Origin of the sequence: Pilimelia columellifera subsp. columellifera (assembly GCF_039532605.1) — a bacterium.
In the GTDB taxonomy this organism is placed as follows: Bacteria; Actinomycetota; Actinomycetes; order Mycobacteriales; family Micromonosporaceae; genus Pilimelia; species Pilimelia columellifera.
In genome coordinates this window covers 251,018-267,954 of record NZ_BAAARY010000001.1, presented here as the reverse complement: position 1 = coordinate 267,954, position 16,937 = coordinate 251,018, and the positions used below count along the sequence as shown (strand labels likewise).

16 protein-coding genes, 1 pseudogene and 1 riboswitch are annotated in these 16,937 nt (G+C 71.7%); of the genes and pseudogenes, 8 read left to right on the top strand and 9 right to left on the bottom strand.

The features are described from left to right. Nucleotides 1-192: 192 nt before the first annotated feature. Nucleotides 193-543 (bottom strand): hypothetical protein, encoded by a 351-nt coding sequence (locus ABD287_RS01320; protein ID WP_344166921.1) that lies wholly within the window; start codon nucleotides 541-543, stop codon nucleotides 193-195. Nucleotides 544-770: 227 nt separating this feature from the next. Here ABD287_RS01320 and ABD287_RS01315 point away from each other — a divergent pair. Beyond that, nucleotides 771-899 (top strand): annotated as a pseudogene (locus tag ABD287_RS01315) (sugar transferase); the annotation flags it as partial. Nucleotides 900-1,084: 185 nt separating this feature from the next. Continuing rightward, complete coding sequence (locus ABD287_RS01310) at nucleotides 1,085-2,320, top strand: S8 family peptidase (RefSeq protein ID WP_344166919.1); 1,236 nt, start codon at nucleotides 1,085-1,087, stop codon at nucleotides 2,318-2,320. 405 nt (nucleotides 2,321-2,725) lie between these two features. Here ABD287_RS01310 and ABD287_RS01305 read toward each other — a convergent pair whose 3' ends face one another. From ABD287_RS01305 to ABD287_RS01270, 8 genes are all read right to left on the bottom strand, one after another. Then, nucleotides 2,726-3,481: a hypothetical protein gene (locus ABD287_RS01305; RefSeq protein WP_344166917.1), complete on the bottom strand. Its 756-nt coding sequence runs from the start codon at nucleotides 3,479-3,481 to the stop codon at nucleotides 2,726-2,728. A 62-nt stretch (nucleotides 3,482-3,543) separates the two neighbouring features. Then, on the bottom strand, nucleotides 3,544-4,275 hold the full coding sequence (locus ABD287_RS01300) for an ABC transporter ATP-binding protein (RefSeq protein WP_344166915.1): 732 nt from the start codon (nucleotides 4,273-4,275) through the stop codon (nucleotides 3,544-3,546). Next, nucleotides 4,272-5,285 carry an ABC transporter ATP-binding protein gene (locus ABD287_RS01295; RefSeq protein WP_344166913.1) on the bottom strand — a complete coding sequence of 338 codons (1,014 nt, stop codon included), beginning with the start codon at nucleotides 5,283-5,285 and terminating at the stop codon, nucleotides 4,272-4,274. The genes ABD287_RS01300 and ABD287_RS01295 overlap by 4 nt, the downstream gene beginning before the upstream one ends. Next, a complete protein-coding gene (locus ABD287_RS01290) occupies nucleotides 5,282-6,154 on the bottom strand; it encodes an ABC transporter permease (RefSeq protein ID WP_344166911.1) in 873 nt (290 codons plus the stop codon). The genes ABD287_RS01295 and ABD287_RS01290 overlap by 4 nt, the downstream gene beginning before the upstream one ends. Next, the gene (locus ABD287_RS01285) at nucleotides 6,147-7,169 is read right to left on the bottom strand and encodes an ABC transporter permease (protein ID WP_344166909.1); all 1,023 of its coding nucleotides are present in this window, start codon (nucleotides 7,167-7,169) and stop codon (nucleotides 6,147-6,149) included. The genes ABD287_RS01290 and ABD287_RS01285 overlap by 8 nt, the downstream gene beginning before the upstream one ends. Further along, nucleotides 7,166-8,758, bottom strand: a complete 1,593-nt coding sequence (locus tag ABD287_RS01280; RefSeq protein WP_425565475.1) for an ABC transporter substrate-binding protein — start codon at nucleotides 8,756-8,758, stop codon at nucleotides 7,166-7,168. The genes ABD287_RS01285 and ABD287_RS01280 overlap by 4 nt, the downstream gene beginning before the upstream one ends. A gap of 131 nt (nucleotides 8,759-8,889) precedes the next feature. After that, nucleotides 8,890-9,918 carry a hypothetical protein gene (locus ABD287_RS01275; RefSeq protein WP_344166905.1) on the bottom strand — a complete coding sequence of 343 codons (1,029 nt, stop codon included), beginning with the start codon at nucleotides 9,916-9,918 and terminating at the stop codon, nucleotides 8,890-8,892. 84 nt (nucleotides 9,919-10,002) lie between these two features. Then, nucleotides 10,003-10,722 (bottom strand): maleylpyruvate isomerase N-terminal domain-containing protein, encoded by a 720-nt coding sequence (locus ABD287_RS01270; RefSeq protein ID WP_344166903.1) that lies wholly within the window; start codon nucleotides 10,720-10,722, stop codon nucleotides 10,003-10,005. Nucleotides 10,723-10,855: 133 nt separating this feature from the next. On the opposite strand from ABD287_RS01270, the gene ABD287_RS01265 reads away from it, so the two are divergent. The 6 genes from ABD287_RS01265 to ABD287_RS01240 all read left to right on the top strand — a co-directional run bounded on the left by ABD287_RS01265 (nucleotide 10,856) and on the right by ABD287_RS01240 (nucleotide 16,934). After that, complete coding sequence (locus ABD287_RS01265) at nucleotides 10,856-11,263, top strand: hypothetical protein (RefSeq protein ID WP_344166901.1); 408 nt, start codon at nucleotides 10,856-10,858, stop codon at nucleotides 11,261-11,263. A 13-nt stretch (nucleotides 11,264-11,276) separates the two neighbouring features. Then, nucleotides 11,277-11,504, top strand: a complete 228-nt coding sequence (locus tag ABD287_RS01260) for a helix-turn-helix transcriptional regulator (protein WP_344166899.1) — start codon at nucleotides 11,277-11,279, stop codon at nucleotides 11,502-11,504. A gap of 86 nt (nucleotides 11,505-11,590) precedes the next feature. Beyond that, nucleotides 11,591-11,773, top strand: a riboswitch (cobalamin riboswitch). Between the two features lie 160 nt (nucleotides 11,774-11,933). Next, the gene (locus tag ABD287_RS01255) at nucleotides 11,934-13,508 is read left to right on the top strand and encodes an ABC transporter substrate-binding protein (RefSeq protein WP_344166897.1); all 1,575 of its coding nucleotides are present in this window, start codon (nucleotides 11,934-11,936) and stop codon (nucleotides 13,506-13,508) included. Beyond that, the gene (locus ABD287_RS01250; protein ID WP_344166895.1) at nucleotides 13,505-14,479 is read left to right on the top strand and encodes an ABC transporter permease; all 975 of its coding nucleotides are present in this window, start codon (nucleotides 13,505-13,507) and stop codon (nucleotides 14,477-14,479) included. Before ABD287_RS01255 ends, ABD287_RS01250 begins: the two co-directional genes overlap by 4 nt. Then, nucleotides 14,476-15,324 carry an ABC transporter permease gene (locus ABD287_RS01245; RefSeq protein WP_344166893.1) on the top strand — a complete coding sequence of 283 codons (849 nt, stop codon included), beginning with the start codon at nucleotides 14,476-14,478 and terminating at the stop codon, nucleotides 15,322-15,324. The genes ABD287_RS01250 and ABD287_RS01245 overlap by 4 nt, the downstream gene beginning before the upstream one ends. Further along, the gene (locus tag ABD287_RS01240) at nucleotides 15,321-16,934 is read left to right on the top strand and encodes an ABC transporter ATP-binding protein (protein WP_344166891.1); all 1,614 of its coding nucleotides are present in this window, start codon (nucleotides 15,321-15,323) and stop codon (nucleotides 16,932-16,934) included. Before ABD287_RS01245 ends, ABD287_RS01240 begins: the two co-directional genes overlap by 4 nt. Nucleotides 16,935-16,937 lie beyond the last annotated feature (3 nt).

Genomic DNA, 16,937 nt, shown 5'->3' with positions numbered 1-16,937 from the left:
TCCGACCGTACGATCGCCTGCGACGGCTTGGGCGCCCCCAGCCGGACGCCAACCTGCCGGTGAACGATACCGGTTGAGGGTGGGAAGCCGCGCTAGCGTGCAGTTCGGACAAATCAGACGCCTCCCTGTCGGTGGCGGTCGTCGCCCGGGCTCAGTCGCTCCCGGGCCGGCCGAGGACGGCGTTGAAGCGCGTCAGCAGCGTGCCCATGGGCAGGAAGCACATCCGCCCGTCATCACCCACCGCGGCGGCGATGCCAGCAGCCGCGAAATAGCCGGCTCGCGGTCCACGCAGGACGACCGGCCTGCCGGGTTTCGCCAACCGCCGACGCGCTCGGCCTTGCTTTGAACTACATCACGCTGTGGAACCGCGTCGATCTGGATCACGCGCTGGCGCGCATCCGGAACCATCGGGCCGACCAGAGCGAGGTCGCCCGCTGCGGTGACCCTGCCGATCTGGTTGAGCCCCGGTGCGGTGAACCAGATTCCACCGTCGGGCGCGGCGGCGACGCCGTAGGTCGCCGATCCCGGTTCCAGGTCGATCACCGTGTGCCGCCGGAGGCGTCTCGCCGCCTCAGCCGATCGTCGGTTTGGGCGCACCAGAGTGCGCCGTCGGCGGCGACGGTCATCAGCATCGGATGGCCGCTGGCTGGAACCGTGGTCGTCCGGCTCAGGTCGTCAGACGTGTAGCCGCCGCCGGTGATGCGATCACGCTGTCATAGGAGAAAGTGATCGTCTGCGCTGCGGTTTCGGTTGGACAATCGCCGTCCGCCTCCGGGTTGTCGTGGGAGGAGGCGGTCCGGCTGGACCTGCGGCACGTCGAGAACTGGTCGCTCACCCTCGACCTGGTGATTCTGCTGCGGACCGTGACCGCGGTGCTGCGGTCCTCCGGCGCCTACTGAGCGCACGGGCGTTCCTGGCATGCCGCTGGAGGCCTCGGGAGAGGCGCCGGTGTCGGGTGTCTGCGCGTCGTGACCCTGGTGGTGCGCACGGTGACGTTCTAGTGTATACGGATCGGTGACCGTCGATCGGATGAACCTGGACGGCGCCGATGCCACCACCACCCCTCACACCGGAGGTACGGCACATGACGCTGCTGCGCAGGCGCCGGATTCTACCCCTGATCGCCGCCCTGACCACCACCGCCGCCCTGGCGGCCCAGGCCGCCCCGGCGGCCGCCGCGGCCACCCCCGCTCCCGGCAAGCTCCTCGCGACCGCCAGCCACCCGATCACGAACGACTACGTCGTCGTGTTCCACGACGCGGCCGTCCGCGCGGCTGCCGTGCCCGACGTGGCCGCGTCGATGGCAGCCGCGCACGGCGGCGCCGTCGGCTACACCTACCAGCACGCGTTCCACGGCTTCCAGTTCAAGGGCGACGCGCGGGACGCCGCCGCGATCGCCGCCGACCCCGCCGTCCGGTACGTCGCCCAGTCGGGAATGCGCCACGTCGACGGCGGTGGCACCCAGAACAACCCCGTCTGGGGCCTGGACCGCATCGACCAGCGCAAGGTCACTGCCGACCGGAAGTTCACCTACCCCAACGATGGCACCGGCGTGACCGCCTACATCGTCGACACCGGCCTGCGGTACACCCACTCCGAGTTCGGCGGCCGCGCCGTGGCCGGCCTCGACGCGATCACCGAGGGCGGCGGCGCGGTCGACTGCCACGGGCACGGCACCCACGTGGGCGGCACCGTCGGCGGCAAGACCTACGGCGTGGCGAAGAACGTCAAGCTCGTCGGCGTCCGCGTCATCGACTGCGACGGTTCCGGGCCGGACCCGGGCGTCGCCAAGGCCATCGACTGGATCATCGAGAACGCCAGCGGCCCGTCCGTGGTCAACATGAGCATCGGCGGCGACCCGTTCTCGCCGATCGACGACGCCATCCGCAAGGCCGTCGCCACCAAGAACATCTCGTTCGCGGTGGCGGCCGGCAACGGCGACGACCTCGGCCGCCCGCAGGACGCGTGCAACCACACTCCGGCGCGCGTCACCGAGGCCGTGACGGTGGCAGCGAGCACCAGCCGCGACCGGTCGGCGTCGTTCACCAACTACGGCAAGTGCGTGGACATCTTCGCGCCCGGCGTGTCGGTGAAGTCGGGGTGGATCGGCAGCGACACGGCCACCCGGACGATCGACGGCACGTCGATGGCCACCCCGCACGTGGCCGGCGTGATGGCGGTCGTGCTGTCGGACAAGCCGGAGACGACCCCGGCGCAGATGTCCACACTGCTCACGGACGCGGCCACCAGCGACGCGATCACCGGCGTGGGCACCGACTCGCCGAACAAGCTGCTCTACATCGGCCCGTCCGCCCGCTGACGGCCCGTGCGGCGGCGACACCGGCACCGGCCGGCCGCCGCCGCACGCCGGGCGCCCGGTCACCGCGGGGCCGGACGCTCATCGCTGCGAAGCGGTCGGGTAGCTGTCTGGTCAGTGGCGGCCGTTGGCCGAGGATCCGCAGCAGGTCGTGCTTGTTGGTCCACAACTGGCCGGTGACCCCGGGGGTGATCAGCTCCCCGGCGACGGCCAGGCCGTAGCTTCCTGCCCGGTGCCGCCGAATTCGACCGACTCTTGCCTGTGTTCACGCCGGGAAATGCCGGTCAGCCGGTGACGACCGCCACGCACCAGGATGACGCTTCGCCCCTTCCGACCGTCCGATCGCCTGCGACGGCTTGGGCGCCCCCAGCCGGACGCCAACCTGCCGGTGGGCGTCGCCGCCCGGGCTCAGTCGCTCCCGGGCCGGCCGAGTTCGGCGTTGAAGCGCGTCAGCAGCGTGCCCATGGGCAGGAAGCACATCCGCCCATCGTCACCCACCGTGGTGGCCATGCCGGCAGCAGCGAAGTAGCCGGCTCGCGGTCCACGCAGGACGACCGGCCCGCCCAGGTCGCCCGCCGCCATCGTCGGCCCGTCACCGCAGAAGTGGCGTTGGCCGTCGATGAGGCGGCTGTCGGTGACCACGCCTTCGGTCAGTTCGGTCCCCTTGCCGCTGCGCAGGTACCGCGACCCGACGAGGGCGCCCTCGGATGCCACGCTGGTGACCAGCCCGTAAACCCGGCCTTCCCGGGTGAGGAACTCTCTGCCGCTGTAGATCCCAGGGCGCGGTGCGAAGATCGCCGCGTCGAGGGGCCTGGCGCCGGCATCGGGGAGAAGTCCGTTCGTGGTGACCGTCCCGATGTTGAGGCCCGCGTGCGCCACCAGGCTCAGCACCGCGCCGCCCGCCGGGCCGGCGCACTGCCCGGAGGCGAGGACCTGACGCTCGCCGTTCACCCGCAGCAGGAAACCTGCCGTGCAGCGGGCGGTGCTGTCAGCACTGTGGGCGAGTCCCGACCCGGCGCCGAGCAGGTAACCCATTGCCGGAGACCCGACGTCGGCTCGTCCGGCCGGACCGGCATGGGCGGCGGCGGTCGGCGCCAGCAGGCTGGCGGCCAGGACGGCGGTGGTCAGCGCGGCGGTGGCCAACGCGGTACGAGAAAGCGCCATGAGAGTTCCTCCCGTTTTGGAGCCCGAGCCACCTACGATAGAGCTCAGTCCTATGAAGAAGGTCACAGCTGTCGGGTTTCTGACAGCAGTCTTCGGTCCTGTTGAACGGGTAGGGCTTCGGGCATGCCGGCGATGGTCGGAAGGTGGTCGACACGGTCGGCCCATCGAGTCATCAGGGCGGGATCGTGGGTGATGAGCAGGACCCCGATGTTGTGTTCGCGTTGGTAGTCGGTGATGACGTGGGCCACCTGGGCCTGGGTGGAGGCGTCAAGCATGGCGGTGGCTTCGTCGCAGAGCAGGTAATCGGGTTTCTGGGCGAGAGCGCGGGCGAGGCAGGCGCGTTGGAGCTGGCCGTCGCTGACGGCGTGCGAACGGCGGGTGAGCAGGTCGGCGGTGAGCCCGACACGCTCGGCGAGTTCGGCGACCTGGCGACGGGTGTGGCTCCGGTCGGCGCCGGTCGCGCGCAGCGGTTCGGCGATGAGGTCGGCGAGGCTCAGGCGGGGGTCGGCTGCGGCGCGGGGGCTCTGGAACAGCAGGGCGACGCGGGTCCGTACCAGCGCCGGCACGCGGTGGCGTGCGGCAGTGACCGGGGCGCCGTCGAGGTGGACCTGACCGGAGTCGGGTCGGCGCAGCAGGGCAAGGACGCGGGCCAGGGTGGACTTTCCGCTGCCGGAGGGTCCGCGCAGTCCTACGGTCTCGCCGCGTCCGACGTGCAGGGTGACCTCATACAGGACGCGTCGTTGGCCGAAGCTGACCGTGACGTTCTCGGCGGCCAGGCGTGCGGTGTCGTTCATGCGGCTGCACGCTGTCGGTGGTGGCAGGCCACCGTGCCGTGGCCGGCTCGTGTGGTGGCCGGGGCCGTGGCACAGCGCTGGTCGGCCCGAGGGCAGCGGGGCGCGAACGCGCACCCGGCGGGCAGGTTGGTGAGCATGGGCGGGTGTCCGGGGATCGGGGTGAAGGCGCGTTCGGGCAGGGCGTCGAGCAGCGCGACGCTGTAGGGGTGGGCCGGCGCGGTGAACAGCTGTTCGGTGGGCTGGTGTTCGACGATGCGGCTGGCGTACATGACGGCGACGGTGTCGGCGACCCTACGGGCGGCGCTGAGGTCGTGGGTGATGAGGAGGACCGCGCCGCCGCTGTCGCAGCGGCGGCGTAGCAGGTCGAGAGTGTGATCGACCAGCGGGCGGTCAAGGCCGGCGGTGGGTTCGTCAGCGATGAGAATGGCCGGGTCGGGGGCCACGGCCAGGGCGGTGGCGAGACGCTGCGCCATGCCACCGGACAGCTCGAACGGGTACCGGTCGAGGTCGGCGGGGTCGAGGCCGACGTCTGTGGCCGCCTGCGCTGCGGCCGCCGGGGCGCTGGCGCGGGTGTGCCCGTGCGCCCGTAGGGTCTCCTCGAGCAGGCGGCGGCCGGTGCGTACCGGTGTCAGGGCGGTAGCGGGGCTTTGCGGGATGAGGCCGAGGCGTCGTCCCCGGACGCTGCGGGCGAGTTGGCGTTCGCCGCAGGCCAGCAGGGCGACCGGCTGGCCTGCGTGGCTGTCGGTCAGCCGGGCGTGGCCGCTGATGGTGGCGTTCGCCGGTAACAGGCCGAGCAGGGCGTGGGCGAGCACGGACTTGCCGCACCCGGATTCGCCGACGACCGCGAGCAGTTCCCCGCGGCTCAGCGCGATGGTGAGGTCGGTGACGGCGTTGACGACAGAGTCGCGCAGCTGGAACCGGACGGTGAGTCCGGTGATGTCGAGCACCGGGCCGGTCCGGCCGGCGCCCGAGCTGGCGTCGGTGATGGTGGTCGCCGGGTTGGTGGTCACAGGTGCAGCTCCGCTCGCACGCGGGGGTCGAGGCGCTCCCGCCAGCGGGTGGCGACAGCGGCCAGCGCGAGCGTGACGACGATGATGACCACGCCGGGGGCGAGGCTGGCCCACCAGGCGCCGGTCAGCAGCGACCGCTGGCCGTCGTTGATCATGTTGCCCAGGGACGCCAGGTGCGGGGGCAGGCCCAGGCCCAGAAAGGACAGGGCGGTCTCGTGCCAGACAGCGTGCGGCACCATCAGGGTGGTGGCGAGGGCGAGGCGGGGCAGCACATGCGGCAGCAGGTGCCGTAGCAGGACGCGGGCGCGGCTGGCGCCGCCGTTGATCGCGGCGTCGATGAATGGCCGGGTGCGCAGGCTCAGGATTTCGGAGCGCACGATCCGGGCGGTGGACAGCCAGTGGGTGAGCCCGACCGAGGCGATGACAGCGCCGAGGCTGGGTCGCAGCATGGCGACGATGAAGATTCCCAGCAGCAGGTGCGGCAGCGCCGCGACAGTGTCCACGACCCGCATGAGGGCGCGGTCGATACGGCCGCCGAGGGCGCCGGCGACGGCGCCCACCAGGCCGCCGATGACCGTGGCGACGAGGGCGGCTACGGCGCCGACGAGCAGCGAGACGCGCAGCCCGTAGACGCTGCGGTGCGCGACATCACGACCGAGGTCGTCGGTGCCGGCGGGGTGCGCCCACGATGGCGGCTGCCGAGTCTGGTCGAGGTGGACAGCGGCCTCGTCCAGCGGCCACAGCAGCGGCGCGAGAAGGCACGCGACGAGCGCGGCGAGCAACACGGCGCCGGCGACAGCGGCGCCGGCCTGTCCTGCCCGCCATTGGGGCCGGTCACGGCGGATGGGGCGCTGGGCGAGGTCAGTCATGCAGTCGCACCCGGGGGTCGGCAATGGCGTAGGCGAGGTCGGTGGCCAGGTTCGCGGCCAGCACCACGACGGTGGTGAGCAGCGTCGTGGCCGCCAACAGGGGGAAGTCGCTGCCGAGGGCGGCGTGCACGGTGACCGCTCCCAGACCTGGCAGCGAGAACACGGTCTCGACGAGGACGGCCCCACCGACCAGCTCGGGCAGGTGGGTGCCGATCAGGGTGAGGAACGGCAGCAGCGCGGTGCGCAGCGCGTGACCGGCCAGGACGGTGCGGCCGGGCAGGCCGCGGGCCTTGGCGGCCAGGACGTGGTCGTCGCGCAGGCTGTCGGCGACCGCATCGCGGACGAACAGCACGAACCACGGGGCCTGCGCCACGGCCAGCACGGCCACCGGCAGCACCAGGTGGTGGGCAACGTCAGTCCAGGACGTGGTGGTGGCGGTGACGTCGGTCAGCCCACCGGCCGGCAGCCAGCGCAGGTGCAGGGCGAACACCGCTATCGCGGCCAGTCCGAGCCAGAACACCGGCACCGACTGCACGGCGTGCGCCGCGGCCCGCAGCGTCCGGTCGAAGACGCCGCCACGCCGGTACGCGGCCAAGACGCCCAGCAGCAGGCTCACCACCAGCACGAGCGCCAGCGCGGTCGCGACCAGCAGCAGCGTCCAACCGGCACGGGCAGCCAGCACGGAGATCACGGGTTCGTGGCGGCTGGTCGACCAGCCCAGGTCGCCCTGCAACAGGTTGCCGACCCAGCGTGCGTACTGCACAGGCAACGGATCGTCGACGCCCCAGTTGGCGCGGATCTGGGCAAGGTTCTCCTCGGTGGCGGTGAACGCGGCCGCTCCGGCGTACTGCTGCGCCGGGTCGATCGGCGAGGCCGCGCCGAGGGCGAACATGCCCATGCTGGTGGCCACCAGGATGGGGCCGGCGACCAGCAACCGCCGGCGCACGACCACCCCCGCTCCGGCCAACCGGCGCCGGGAAACCGGTCGTGTCGGATTCGCGTGGCCGGCGGTCACCGCTTCTTGGTCCAGGTGTTGATGTTCCACCACAAGCTGTTGGCCACGTCGTGCTCGTGCGGCTCGACCCGCGGGACGACCCCGACGATCGTGTCGCGGACCACGTAGGTGTGTTGAAGGTAGGTGAGGAACACCCAGGGCACGTCGGCGGCGAGCTGCTTCTGGAAGGTGGCGTAGGCGGCCTTGCGCGTGGCCGGGTCGACGGAGCCGCGACCGGTTTGCAACGCCTGGTCGACCGCGGGCGACTTGTAGAAGCCCGGGTTGAAGAACCCCTTCCCGGCGAACGCCGAGCCGAACAGCTTGTAGGAGACGAAATCCGGGTCGTACGGGGTGCCCCACCCCATGATCAACGCGTCGTTCCGCATCCTCGGAGTGATCGCGTCCCAGGTCAGACCCTGGGGGGTGACGGCGATACCGACTTTCTTCGCGTCCGCAGTGAACGCCAGCGCCAACTCCTTACGGAGGCTGTCGCTGGCCGGATACATCAGCGTGAACGCCGCCCTGCGTCCGTCCCTGCCCCGTACGCCGTCCGGCCCCGGCGCCCAGCCGGCCGCATCCAGCACCGCCGCGGCGGCGACCGGGTCGGCTCCGGGCCTACCCACTATGGATGGCTCGGCGAACGGCGACGACGGCGGCACCGGCCCGAACGCCGGCTCGCCCGCCCCGCCGAGGACGCCAGCGACCATCGCGCTCCGATCCACCGCCACGTTGAGCGCCTGCCGTATGGCCAGGTCGCCGGTGATCGGGCCACCCATCGGCAGCATCACACCCCGGTAGTCGGCGGTGGGCGTCTTCTGCACCCTGTGCCCGCCGGCGTCGAACCCCGCCGCGAGCTTCGGCGGCAGCTCGGCCGCGTCGAACTCGCCAGCCCGCAAGCGTTGGGCGCGGACGTTGTCATCGGCGACGAACGCCACCACCACCGTGGCGTTGCTCGGCTCGCCGCCGTGGTACGCCTCGTTCGCCTTCAGCACAAGCCGGTCACCGGGCGTCCACGACTGCACCCGGTACGGGCCGGTGCCCACCGGCGCACGATTGAAGGCAGCCTTGTTGATGTCCTGCCCGGCGAGGGCCTTGGCCGGGACGATGCCGAGGGTGAGCCGTTGCAGGAACGGGGCGTAGGGGTGCTTGAGCCGGAACACGACCGTCGCCGGGTCCGGCGCCTCGACGGCGGCAAGCATGTCCAGATCTGACCGCAGCGTCGAATCGACCTTCGGGTCGAGCACCGCCTGGTAGGTGAACACCACATCCGCCGAGGTCAACGGGGCGCCGTCGTGGAAACGCACCCCCTCACGCAGCCGGGCCGTGACCGTCCTGCCATCGGCAGAGACCGCCGGCGTCTCACGTGCCAGGCCCCCGACGAGGTTGTTGTTCCCCTCCCGGGCGACGAGGCCGTCGAAGATCAGCGACGCGCCGTCCACCCCGTAGTTGAGCAGCGGGTTCAACGCCTCCGGCTCACCCGCGGTCGCCACCACCAGCGTCGCGGCATCACCCGATGACGCCGGGGTGGACCCCGCTGAACAACCCGCCACGCCGACGACGCCCGCCGCGGCCATAACCGCGACCGACCGACGAACCGACAAGCAACGCACCCCGAACACAGGTCCTCCTATAGCTGGCGAGCCGCGGACCGATGAGGGGCGTCGCCACGATCAAACAGCGTCGCCATCTTTTCGTAACTGCAAGTATTTTGCAATAAGGGAGCCCACGGGTAGGGCTCTGTTCAGGCCGGTCGCTGCCTCAGTCGCCAGAATCCGACGCTGATCAACGTCGCCGCCAGGGCCATGACGATGATGTCGCTGAGCAGGGCGATCGACGGGGGAACGGGAAAGTATGTGGGCACGGCCAGGACGCTGGCGGCAACGCTCACCAGCCCAGCCGACCACACTGCCAGGGTGTGCCGCCTGCTCCATCCTGCTCGGCGGCTGTACCGGAGCACCGCGATCACGAACGCGATCCAGACGGCGATACGCAGCAGCTGTCCGGTCCAGTTGCTCGACAGGCTATTGAAGAAGGGAATCAGTGCGACGAGCCCCACAACCAGGGGCGCGGGGACACGTCCGGGCAGCGCGGCCGGCGACCGCCGCCAGCGCGGCAGGCGGGCGAGCGTGATCACGACAGCTGCGATCACCAACGCGCCGGCGAGTTGACCCGGGGCGGCAGTGAAGCCTTTGCGACCGTCGTCGTCCAGGAAGATCATGGCGCTGCCGAGGAGGTACACCGGCGCCATCGCCACGAGCGCGCCTCGGCTGAGCCACGGCCGATCACGGTAGGCCGGCGGGGCGAACGCCTCGACCAGCGCGATCGGGGCGGCGATGCTGAGCGCGATGTGGTTGCCCACATAGTCAAGGACCTGGGAGAGGCTGACGCCGATCACCGGAACGCTGGTCCGGGCGGCTTCTGACTGCGTCGCGTCGAATTGTGTGTCGTCGAGGTAGTCGACGTTGAACAGGCTCTGGTCGACCACCCCCGCCTGGATGACGCCGAAGGCCGCGGCGAGCAGAATGATCGCCGGCCACCCGCCGCTCCACCGTCGGCTGACCTCACGGATGATCAACGCGGCCATCCCGTAGAAGGTGGCGCCAAAGAGGACGAGGGTGGGGTAGTAGGTCACTGGGTAGCCGCCCCACGACGCTTCCGCCATCCACGGCGCCAACGCAGCGAGCGACACCCCACAGGCAACTCGGACGAGGACGGACGAGCTACGCGCGGCTTCTTCCGCCACAACGCCGCCGCCATCCACACCAGTCATCTACCGACCCCCAGCCATCGACCCTCATCAGTGCTGCGGGACGCTACCTCGCCCGGCGAGGTGGAGCGGTCCGCACGTCCGGTCTCACACAGCCAACGGTCGGGCCGGTGGGGCGAACACCACCATCGCTTGGAGGAATCGCTCCGGGTCACCGGACCAGGCGTAGGCGCGGAGCTGCTCCAGCGACCTACGGCCGATCAGGGCCCGAGCCAACTCGAAGACAGGCGCTCGAACCTCCGCTGTGGGCTCACCGGCGCCGAGCACCCAGCTTCCGCCGTCGGTCGCCCGCGCCACGAGCGCCGGCAGGTCCGCCGGCCAGCCTTCGCCCTGGCCGCTGATCCACCCGCGGGTCAGCGCCCGCGCCTGCACCTCCACCACGGCCACCGCGCCGCGCGGGTCCGGGGCGGGGCTCTCGCCGAGCGCGCCGTGTAGGTCGTACAGGTGGTGCCAGGCGTCCATGGCGACCCGCGCGAAGCGGGCGTCGGCCAGGGCCTGCGCCATCGCCGACGCTCTGCCGTGCCACTCGTCCAGCAGTTCGGACATTGACCGGCTGCGGCGCTCGTCTACCTGCCGGGAGGTCCAGGTGGGTCCGGGCGCCCCGTCGAGCCGGCGGTCCAGCACGTCGGCGCACACTCCGGCGAGGTGCGCGACGGTGTCCCGCACCGTCCATTCCGGAAGAGCGGGCACCTCGACGGCGCCGCGTGCGTCGTCGAGGTCGCGCGTCAGGCGGTCGACTCGCCCGACGCAGCTCAGGTACAGGTCGCCGAGTGGGTTGTCTACGGAGGTCGGCCTAGCGTCGGGCATGGCGCCAGCCTGCCGTATCGCGCGGCCCGCGCCAAGGCGCCCCGCTGCCCGTTCCAGTGGTGGCGGTGTCAGGATTCCTCCGATCGTGTCAGGTGTGCTTGACGTAATGGAAGGAGAACCTTACATTCAAGCCATGAAGGCAGAGACACAACAAGGTCAGGTGGCACGCGCGGCCCGCCGCGCTGTCCTCGTCGACGGACTGCCAGTGGCCACCCTGGGCGCGGTGGCCCTGGCGCTTGGCAGCAACCCCGACCAGAGCCCCGGTCAGCGAGCGTGGTGGATCACGACGACCGCCGCGTTCAGCCTCGCCGTGGTGTGGGTTCTGCTGCGGGCGTTCCGTCGCGCGGACGAGTACCTACGCAGGGTCCAGTTGGAGAGCATGGCCGTCGCGTTCGCCGCGGTCCTCGTGAGTCTGCAGGTGGCGACTCTGCTCGACGCCGCTGGCGTTGTCGCCATCCACCAGGTAACCCAGCTCATCATCATCGGCGGGTTGGCGATCTGGCTGGGCATCGCCGACCTACGCACCCGCCTGCGCCGCTGAGAAGAGTTAACCAGTGCGAAACCGATTACGTGAACTACGCGCAGGCCGTCGGTGGAGCCAGGCGGACCTGGCCGACCGATGCCAGGTCTCCCGGCAGGCCATCAACGCCATCGAAACCGAGCGGCACGATCCCAGCCTGCCGCTGGCGTTCACCATCGCGGACGTGTTCGGCCTGAGCGTCGAAGAGGTCTTCCAACCCGAGCGGACCAGCGCCCCCGGCGATCCCTCACAGTCCGGATAAGACCGCCGGAACGAGACGTCGGGTGATGATGCCGCGGCGAAGGGATCATCACCCCGGTGGCGGGTGACACACCTCGGGGTCCCCGAATGTCGGGGAGTGGCTGTTAGGGTCAGTGCCACGATGAGGCAGGGAAGCCGGTGTGAGTCCGGCACGGTCCTCGCCACTGTAACCGTGGAGTGAGCCCCACCATCGCCACTGGCCGCGCGGCCGGGAAGGCGGGGCACGCGTTGATGCGGAGTCAGGAAACCTCCCATCGTGATTCGCCGCTGCTGACTCCACGAAGGATGGATCACATGGTCGCCAGTCTGCCCGTGCTTACCCGCGCCTGAGCTCGCCGCCTCACCCCCCGTCCCGCCGCCCACCACGCCCCGGTCGCGCCATCGCCGGCGCGCCGCGTCCGTGCGCCCGCTCACGCTTCCGGGAGATGCCATGACAAGCCGACCCAGCCGCCGCTCCCTCCTGCGGGGCGCCCTCGCCGGCGCCATCATCCTGGGCGCACCGGGACTGGCCAGCTGCCGGTCCACGACCGCCGCCGCGGGTGGGCCCGCCGGCGGACCCCCACGCCGCGGCGGGAACCTGCGCGTCGTCGTCTCGGGAGCCAGCACCACCGACGACGTGCTCGACCCGCACCTGGCGGGCTCGTGGGGCGGCGGCGCGGTGGCCAAGAACGTCTTCGACCGGCTGGTCGCCCACACCAACGAGCTGACGCTGCGGCCGCGGCTGGCCGAGCAGCTGGCGCCCAACGCCGACGGCACGGTGTGGACCATCCACCTGCGCAAGGGTGTCAGGTGGCACGACGGGAAGCCGTTGACCGCCGACGACGTGCTGTGGAGCGTCCGGCGGATCCTGGACCCGGCCAACAAGCTTCCCGCCGCCGCTGACCTCCAGATGGTCGACATCGCGAAGTCCCGCAAGGTCGACGACCTGACCGTCGAGCTGCGGATGAAGCAGCCGACGGCAGACCTCGGCGCGCTGTTGGCCGGCTGGTACGTCTACGTCGTCCAGAACGGCGCCAGGAGGTTCGACAGGCAGCACCCCCCGGTCGGCACCGGACCGTTCCGCTTCGACAGCTGGTCGCCGGGCGAGCGGACCCGCCTGGTGCGCAACGAGCACTACTGGGAGCCTGGCCAGCCGTACGTGGACAGTGTCGAGATCCTGCTGGCGGTGGAGGCCGACGCCCGGCTGAACGTCTTCCTGTCCGGGCAGGCCGACATCGTCCACGAGCTGTCCTACGTGCAGGCCAGGGCGCAGCAGGGCAGCTCCGCGATGGCCCTGCACCCGTCGCCGGTCGGCACGTTCCACTCGTTCAACATGCTCATCGACCGGGAGCCGTTCACCGACCCGCGGGTGCGCGAGGCGCTCAAGCTGGCCGTCGACCGCAAGGCCATCGTGGACTCGGTCTTCTTCGGATACGGCGAAATCGGCAACGATCTTTACGGCAAGGGCGCCCCCAACTACGCCGACGGCATTCCGCAGCGCCCGTACGACCCCGAGCGGGCGCGGGCCCTGCTGCGCGAGGCGGGCAAGGAGAACCTGACGGTCACCCTGCACACCGCCGAAGTCAACCCTGGGTACGTGCAGTCGGCGCTGCTGTTCGCCGAGCAGGCAAAGAAGGCCGGCATCACCGTCGAGGTGGCCAAGTCGGCCCCGGATTCGTACTTCAGCGACGTCTACCGGAAGCAGCCGTTCACCCAGACCGGCTGGGGCAGCTACGCGCTCGAGTGGTTCTACGGTCAGGCGCTGCTGGCCGACGCCCCGAGCAACGAGACCGCGTGGCGGCGGCCCGCCTGGGACAGGGCGTTCGCCACCGCGCGCGGCACGCTCGACCCGGCGCTGCGCAGGCAGCGGTACGCCCAGCTCCAGCAGGAGCTGTGGACCGATGGCGGGTACATCATCCACTCGTACGCCAAGTGGCTCGACGGCGTGAGCCCGCGGGTCGGCGGGTACGTCCCGGCGACGGTGGCCACTGACGACTGGTGCAGTTACCGCGGCGTGTGGCTGTGACCAGCTACGTTCTCGGTCGGCTGGCCGCAGCGGCCGGCGTGGTCTGGGCGGCGTCGGTGGCCATCTTCGCCGCGATGCAGTTGCTTCCCGGCGACGCCGTCGACGTCATCTACGCCAAGGGCGCCGGGTCGGGAACGGTCTCGCCGGAGCAGAAAGCTCAGCTACGCGCAGAGCTGGGCCTGGACCGGCCGGTCGTCGACCGGTACGTCGACTGGATGTCGGGCGTGCTGCGCGGCGACCTCGGCCGGTCGCTGTTCTCCGGTCGGGAGGTCACCGAGATCGTCGGCGCCCGCCTACCCAACACGCTGGCGCTGGCCGCCGTGGCCGCGGTCTGCCTGGCGCCGCTGGCGATCGCTCTCGGCGCGTGGGCCGGCGCCCGCGCCGGGGCGGCCCGCGACCGGGTGATCAGCATCGGGTCAGTGACGCTCGGCTCGTTGCCGGAGTTCGTCACCGCGACGCTGCTGATCGCGGTGTTCGCGTTCGCGTGGCCGGTGCTGCCGGCGGTGTCGCTGGTCGCGCCGGGAACGAGCCCGCTGCTCACGCCGGAGGTTCTGGTGCTGCCGGTCGTCACCCTGTTGGCGGTGATGGCGCCGCAGACCATCCGCATGGTGCGCGCGCAGATGGCCGAGGCGATGACCTCGCCGTACGTGCGGATGGCCCGCCTGCACGGCATCCCGGAGCGGCGCATCGTCACCCGGCACGCCCTGCGCAACGCGCTCGCCCCGGCGATGCCGCTGCTGGCCGGCAGCATCACCTGGCTGGTCGGCGGAATCGTCGTCGTCGAGACAGTGTTCAACTACCCGGGCGTCTCGCAGGACCTGGTGCGAGCGATCGCACAGCGCGACCTGCCGTACGTGCAGTCGGTGACCCTGCTGTTCGCCGTGGTCACGGCAACCGGCTACCTGGCGGCCGACCTCGCGGTGGTGGCGCTGGCGCCGAGGTTGCGCACGACGCCCGGGTGGCGCCGGTGACCCGATCCTGGGTGACCCGGGGCGCGCTCGGCGTGCTGGGGCTGCTGGTCGCCGCGGCCATCGCCGGCCCATGGCTGGCCCCGTACCCGCCCACCGACGTCGTCGGCGCGCCTTTCGCGCCGCCGGGACCGGGCGCCCCGCTGGGCACCGACTACCTCGGCGGCGACGTGGCCAGCCGGCTGCTCCACGGCGGCCGGACGGTCATCGGTCTGGCCCTGGCGGCCACGGCGCTCGGCCTGTTCGCCGGCGCCGCCGTCGGCGTCGCGGCCGGCCTGTCCGGCCGTGCCGACGCCGCGCTCATGCGTCCGATCGACGTGCTGTTGGCCGTCCCTCCGTTCCTGGTCCTGGCGGTGCTGGCCGCCGGCTCCGGTCGCGGCATGCTGGTCGTCGTCGGCGCGACCGCGCTGGCGAACGTGCCCGGCATCGCCCGGGTCGTGCGGGCCGCGGTGCTGGAGACACGGACCCGGGGGTACGTGGAGGTGGCGTTGGCGCGCGGTGAGTCGTGGCTGTCGGTGGCCGGCCGGGACATCCTGCCTAACATCGCCGCGACCATGTTGTCGGATGTCGGCTCGCGTGTCAGCGCCGCCATCGCGATGGTGGCCGGCGCCAACTTCCTCGGCTTCGGGCTACAGCCGCCAACTGCGGACTGGGCGCTGATGGTGGCGGAGAACCGATCCGGGCTGGCATTGCAGCCGTGGGCGGTGCTCGCCCCGGCCACGGCCATCGCCGTCCTCACCATCGCGGTCAACATTGGCGGCGACCAGCTCGCCGCCCGGCTGCGTGGCGCCGCTGGGCGGCGGCGGTTCCGGCCCGCCGCCGACGACGTCCCGGCGGCGGCGCGATGAGGGCCGCGACAAGCGTGCCGGACCGGGTCGATACCCGGCCCGCTGTGGCGGTGGAGGGGCTCTGCGTGCAGACCGCCGCCGGCCGGCCGATCGTCACCGACGTGTCGTTCTCGGTGGCCGCCGGGAACATCCTCGCCGTCATTGGCGAATCAGGCTCGGGCAAGACGACGACCGCGCTCGCGCTGCTCGGCTACGCCAACCCGGGCACCGTCGTGGTGGCCGGCACGGTCATCGTCGCCGACCGGGTCATTTCGGGCCGTCCGGAACGGGAGACCCGACGACTGCGTTCGACGCTGGTCAGCTACGTGCCGCAGGATCCGACGCAGGCGCTCAACCCGGCCCGCCGCGTCGGCAAGCAGCTCGCGGAGATCCTGCGCGCCCACGGGCATCGCGCCGACGCTGGCGCCGTGATTGGCCGCGCACTGGCACAGGCCCGGCTGCCAACCGACAAGCGGTTCCTACGCCGCTACCCGCACCAGCTGTCCGGCGGACAGCGGCAGCGCGTCGTCATCGCCCAGGCGCTCCTGCTCAACCCGGCGGTGATCGTGCTGGACGAGCCGACCACCGGCCTGGACGCGCTGACCCAGCAGGAGGTTGTCGCCCACCTCGACCGGCTCCGCGCCGAGACCAACACCGCGTTGGTCTACGTCACCCACGACGTCGCGGCCGCCGCCGGCATCGCCGACCAGGTCGTGGTCATGCACGCCGGCCGGGTCGTCGAGCAGGGTGACGCGGCCACCGTCCTGCGGCGGCCCGCTGCCGCGTACACCCGAGGTCTGCTCGCCGCCGTGCCTGACGCGCGCCGCGTGCCTGACCGGCCGGCGGGCGACGGTGCGGCGCTTGTCCGGGTTCGAGGTCTGACGGCAGGTCACCGGGACGGCCGGCGGGGCGTGGTCGCCGCCGACAACATCGACCTCGATCTGCCCGCCCACTCCTGCCTGGCGCTGGTCGGTGAATCCGGCTCCGGAAAGACCACCATCGGCCGGTGCCTGGCCGGCCTGCACCGCCCCGACGCCGGCGCCCTGACGCTCGGCGGCGAGCCGTTGGCGGCCGAGGCCCGGCGCCGTACCGCCGCCCACCGCCGGGACATCCAGCTGGTGTGCCAGTCGCCCGGCGAGTCGATGAACCCGCGGCGCACCATCGGCGCCGAACTCGCCCGGGTCCTTCGCCACCACCGTGTCGCCGCCCGCGCCGCGATCCCCGGCCGGATCGGCGAGCTGCTCGACAGCGTCCGCCTGCCGCGGGCCATGGCCGATCGGTACCCGGCGCAGATGTCCGGCGGGGAGCTGCAACGGGCCGCCATCGCCCGGGCCCTGGCCGCCGAGCCGCGAGTGCTCGTATGCGACGAGATAACCTCCGCCCTGGACGTGTCCGTCCAGGGCGGCGTCCTCGAACTGCTCGGGGACCTGCGCCGCGAACGAGGACTGGCGCTGCTGTTGATCACCCACGACCTCGGTGTGGTCGCCGCAGTCGCCGACACCGTCGCCCTGCTGCGCCATGGCCGGATCGCCGTACACGGCCCGACCCGGCAGGTGTTGCACGAGGATCCGCACCCTCTGGTGCGGCGGCTGCTTGCCGCCACACCCCACCTCACCGACGAACGGAGCTGACCA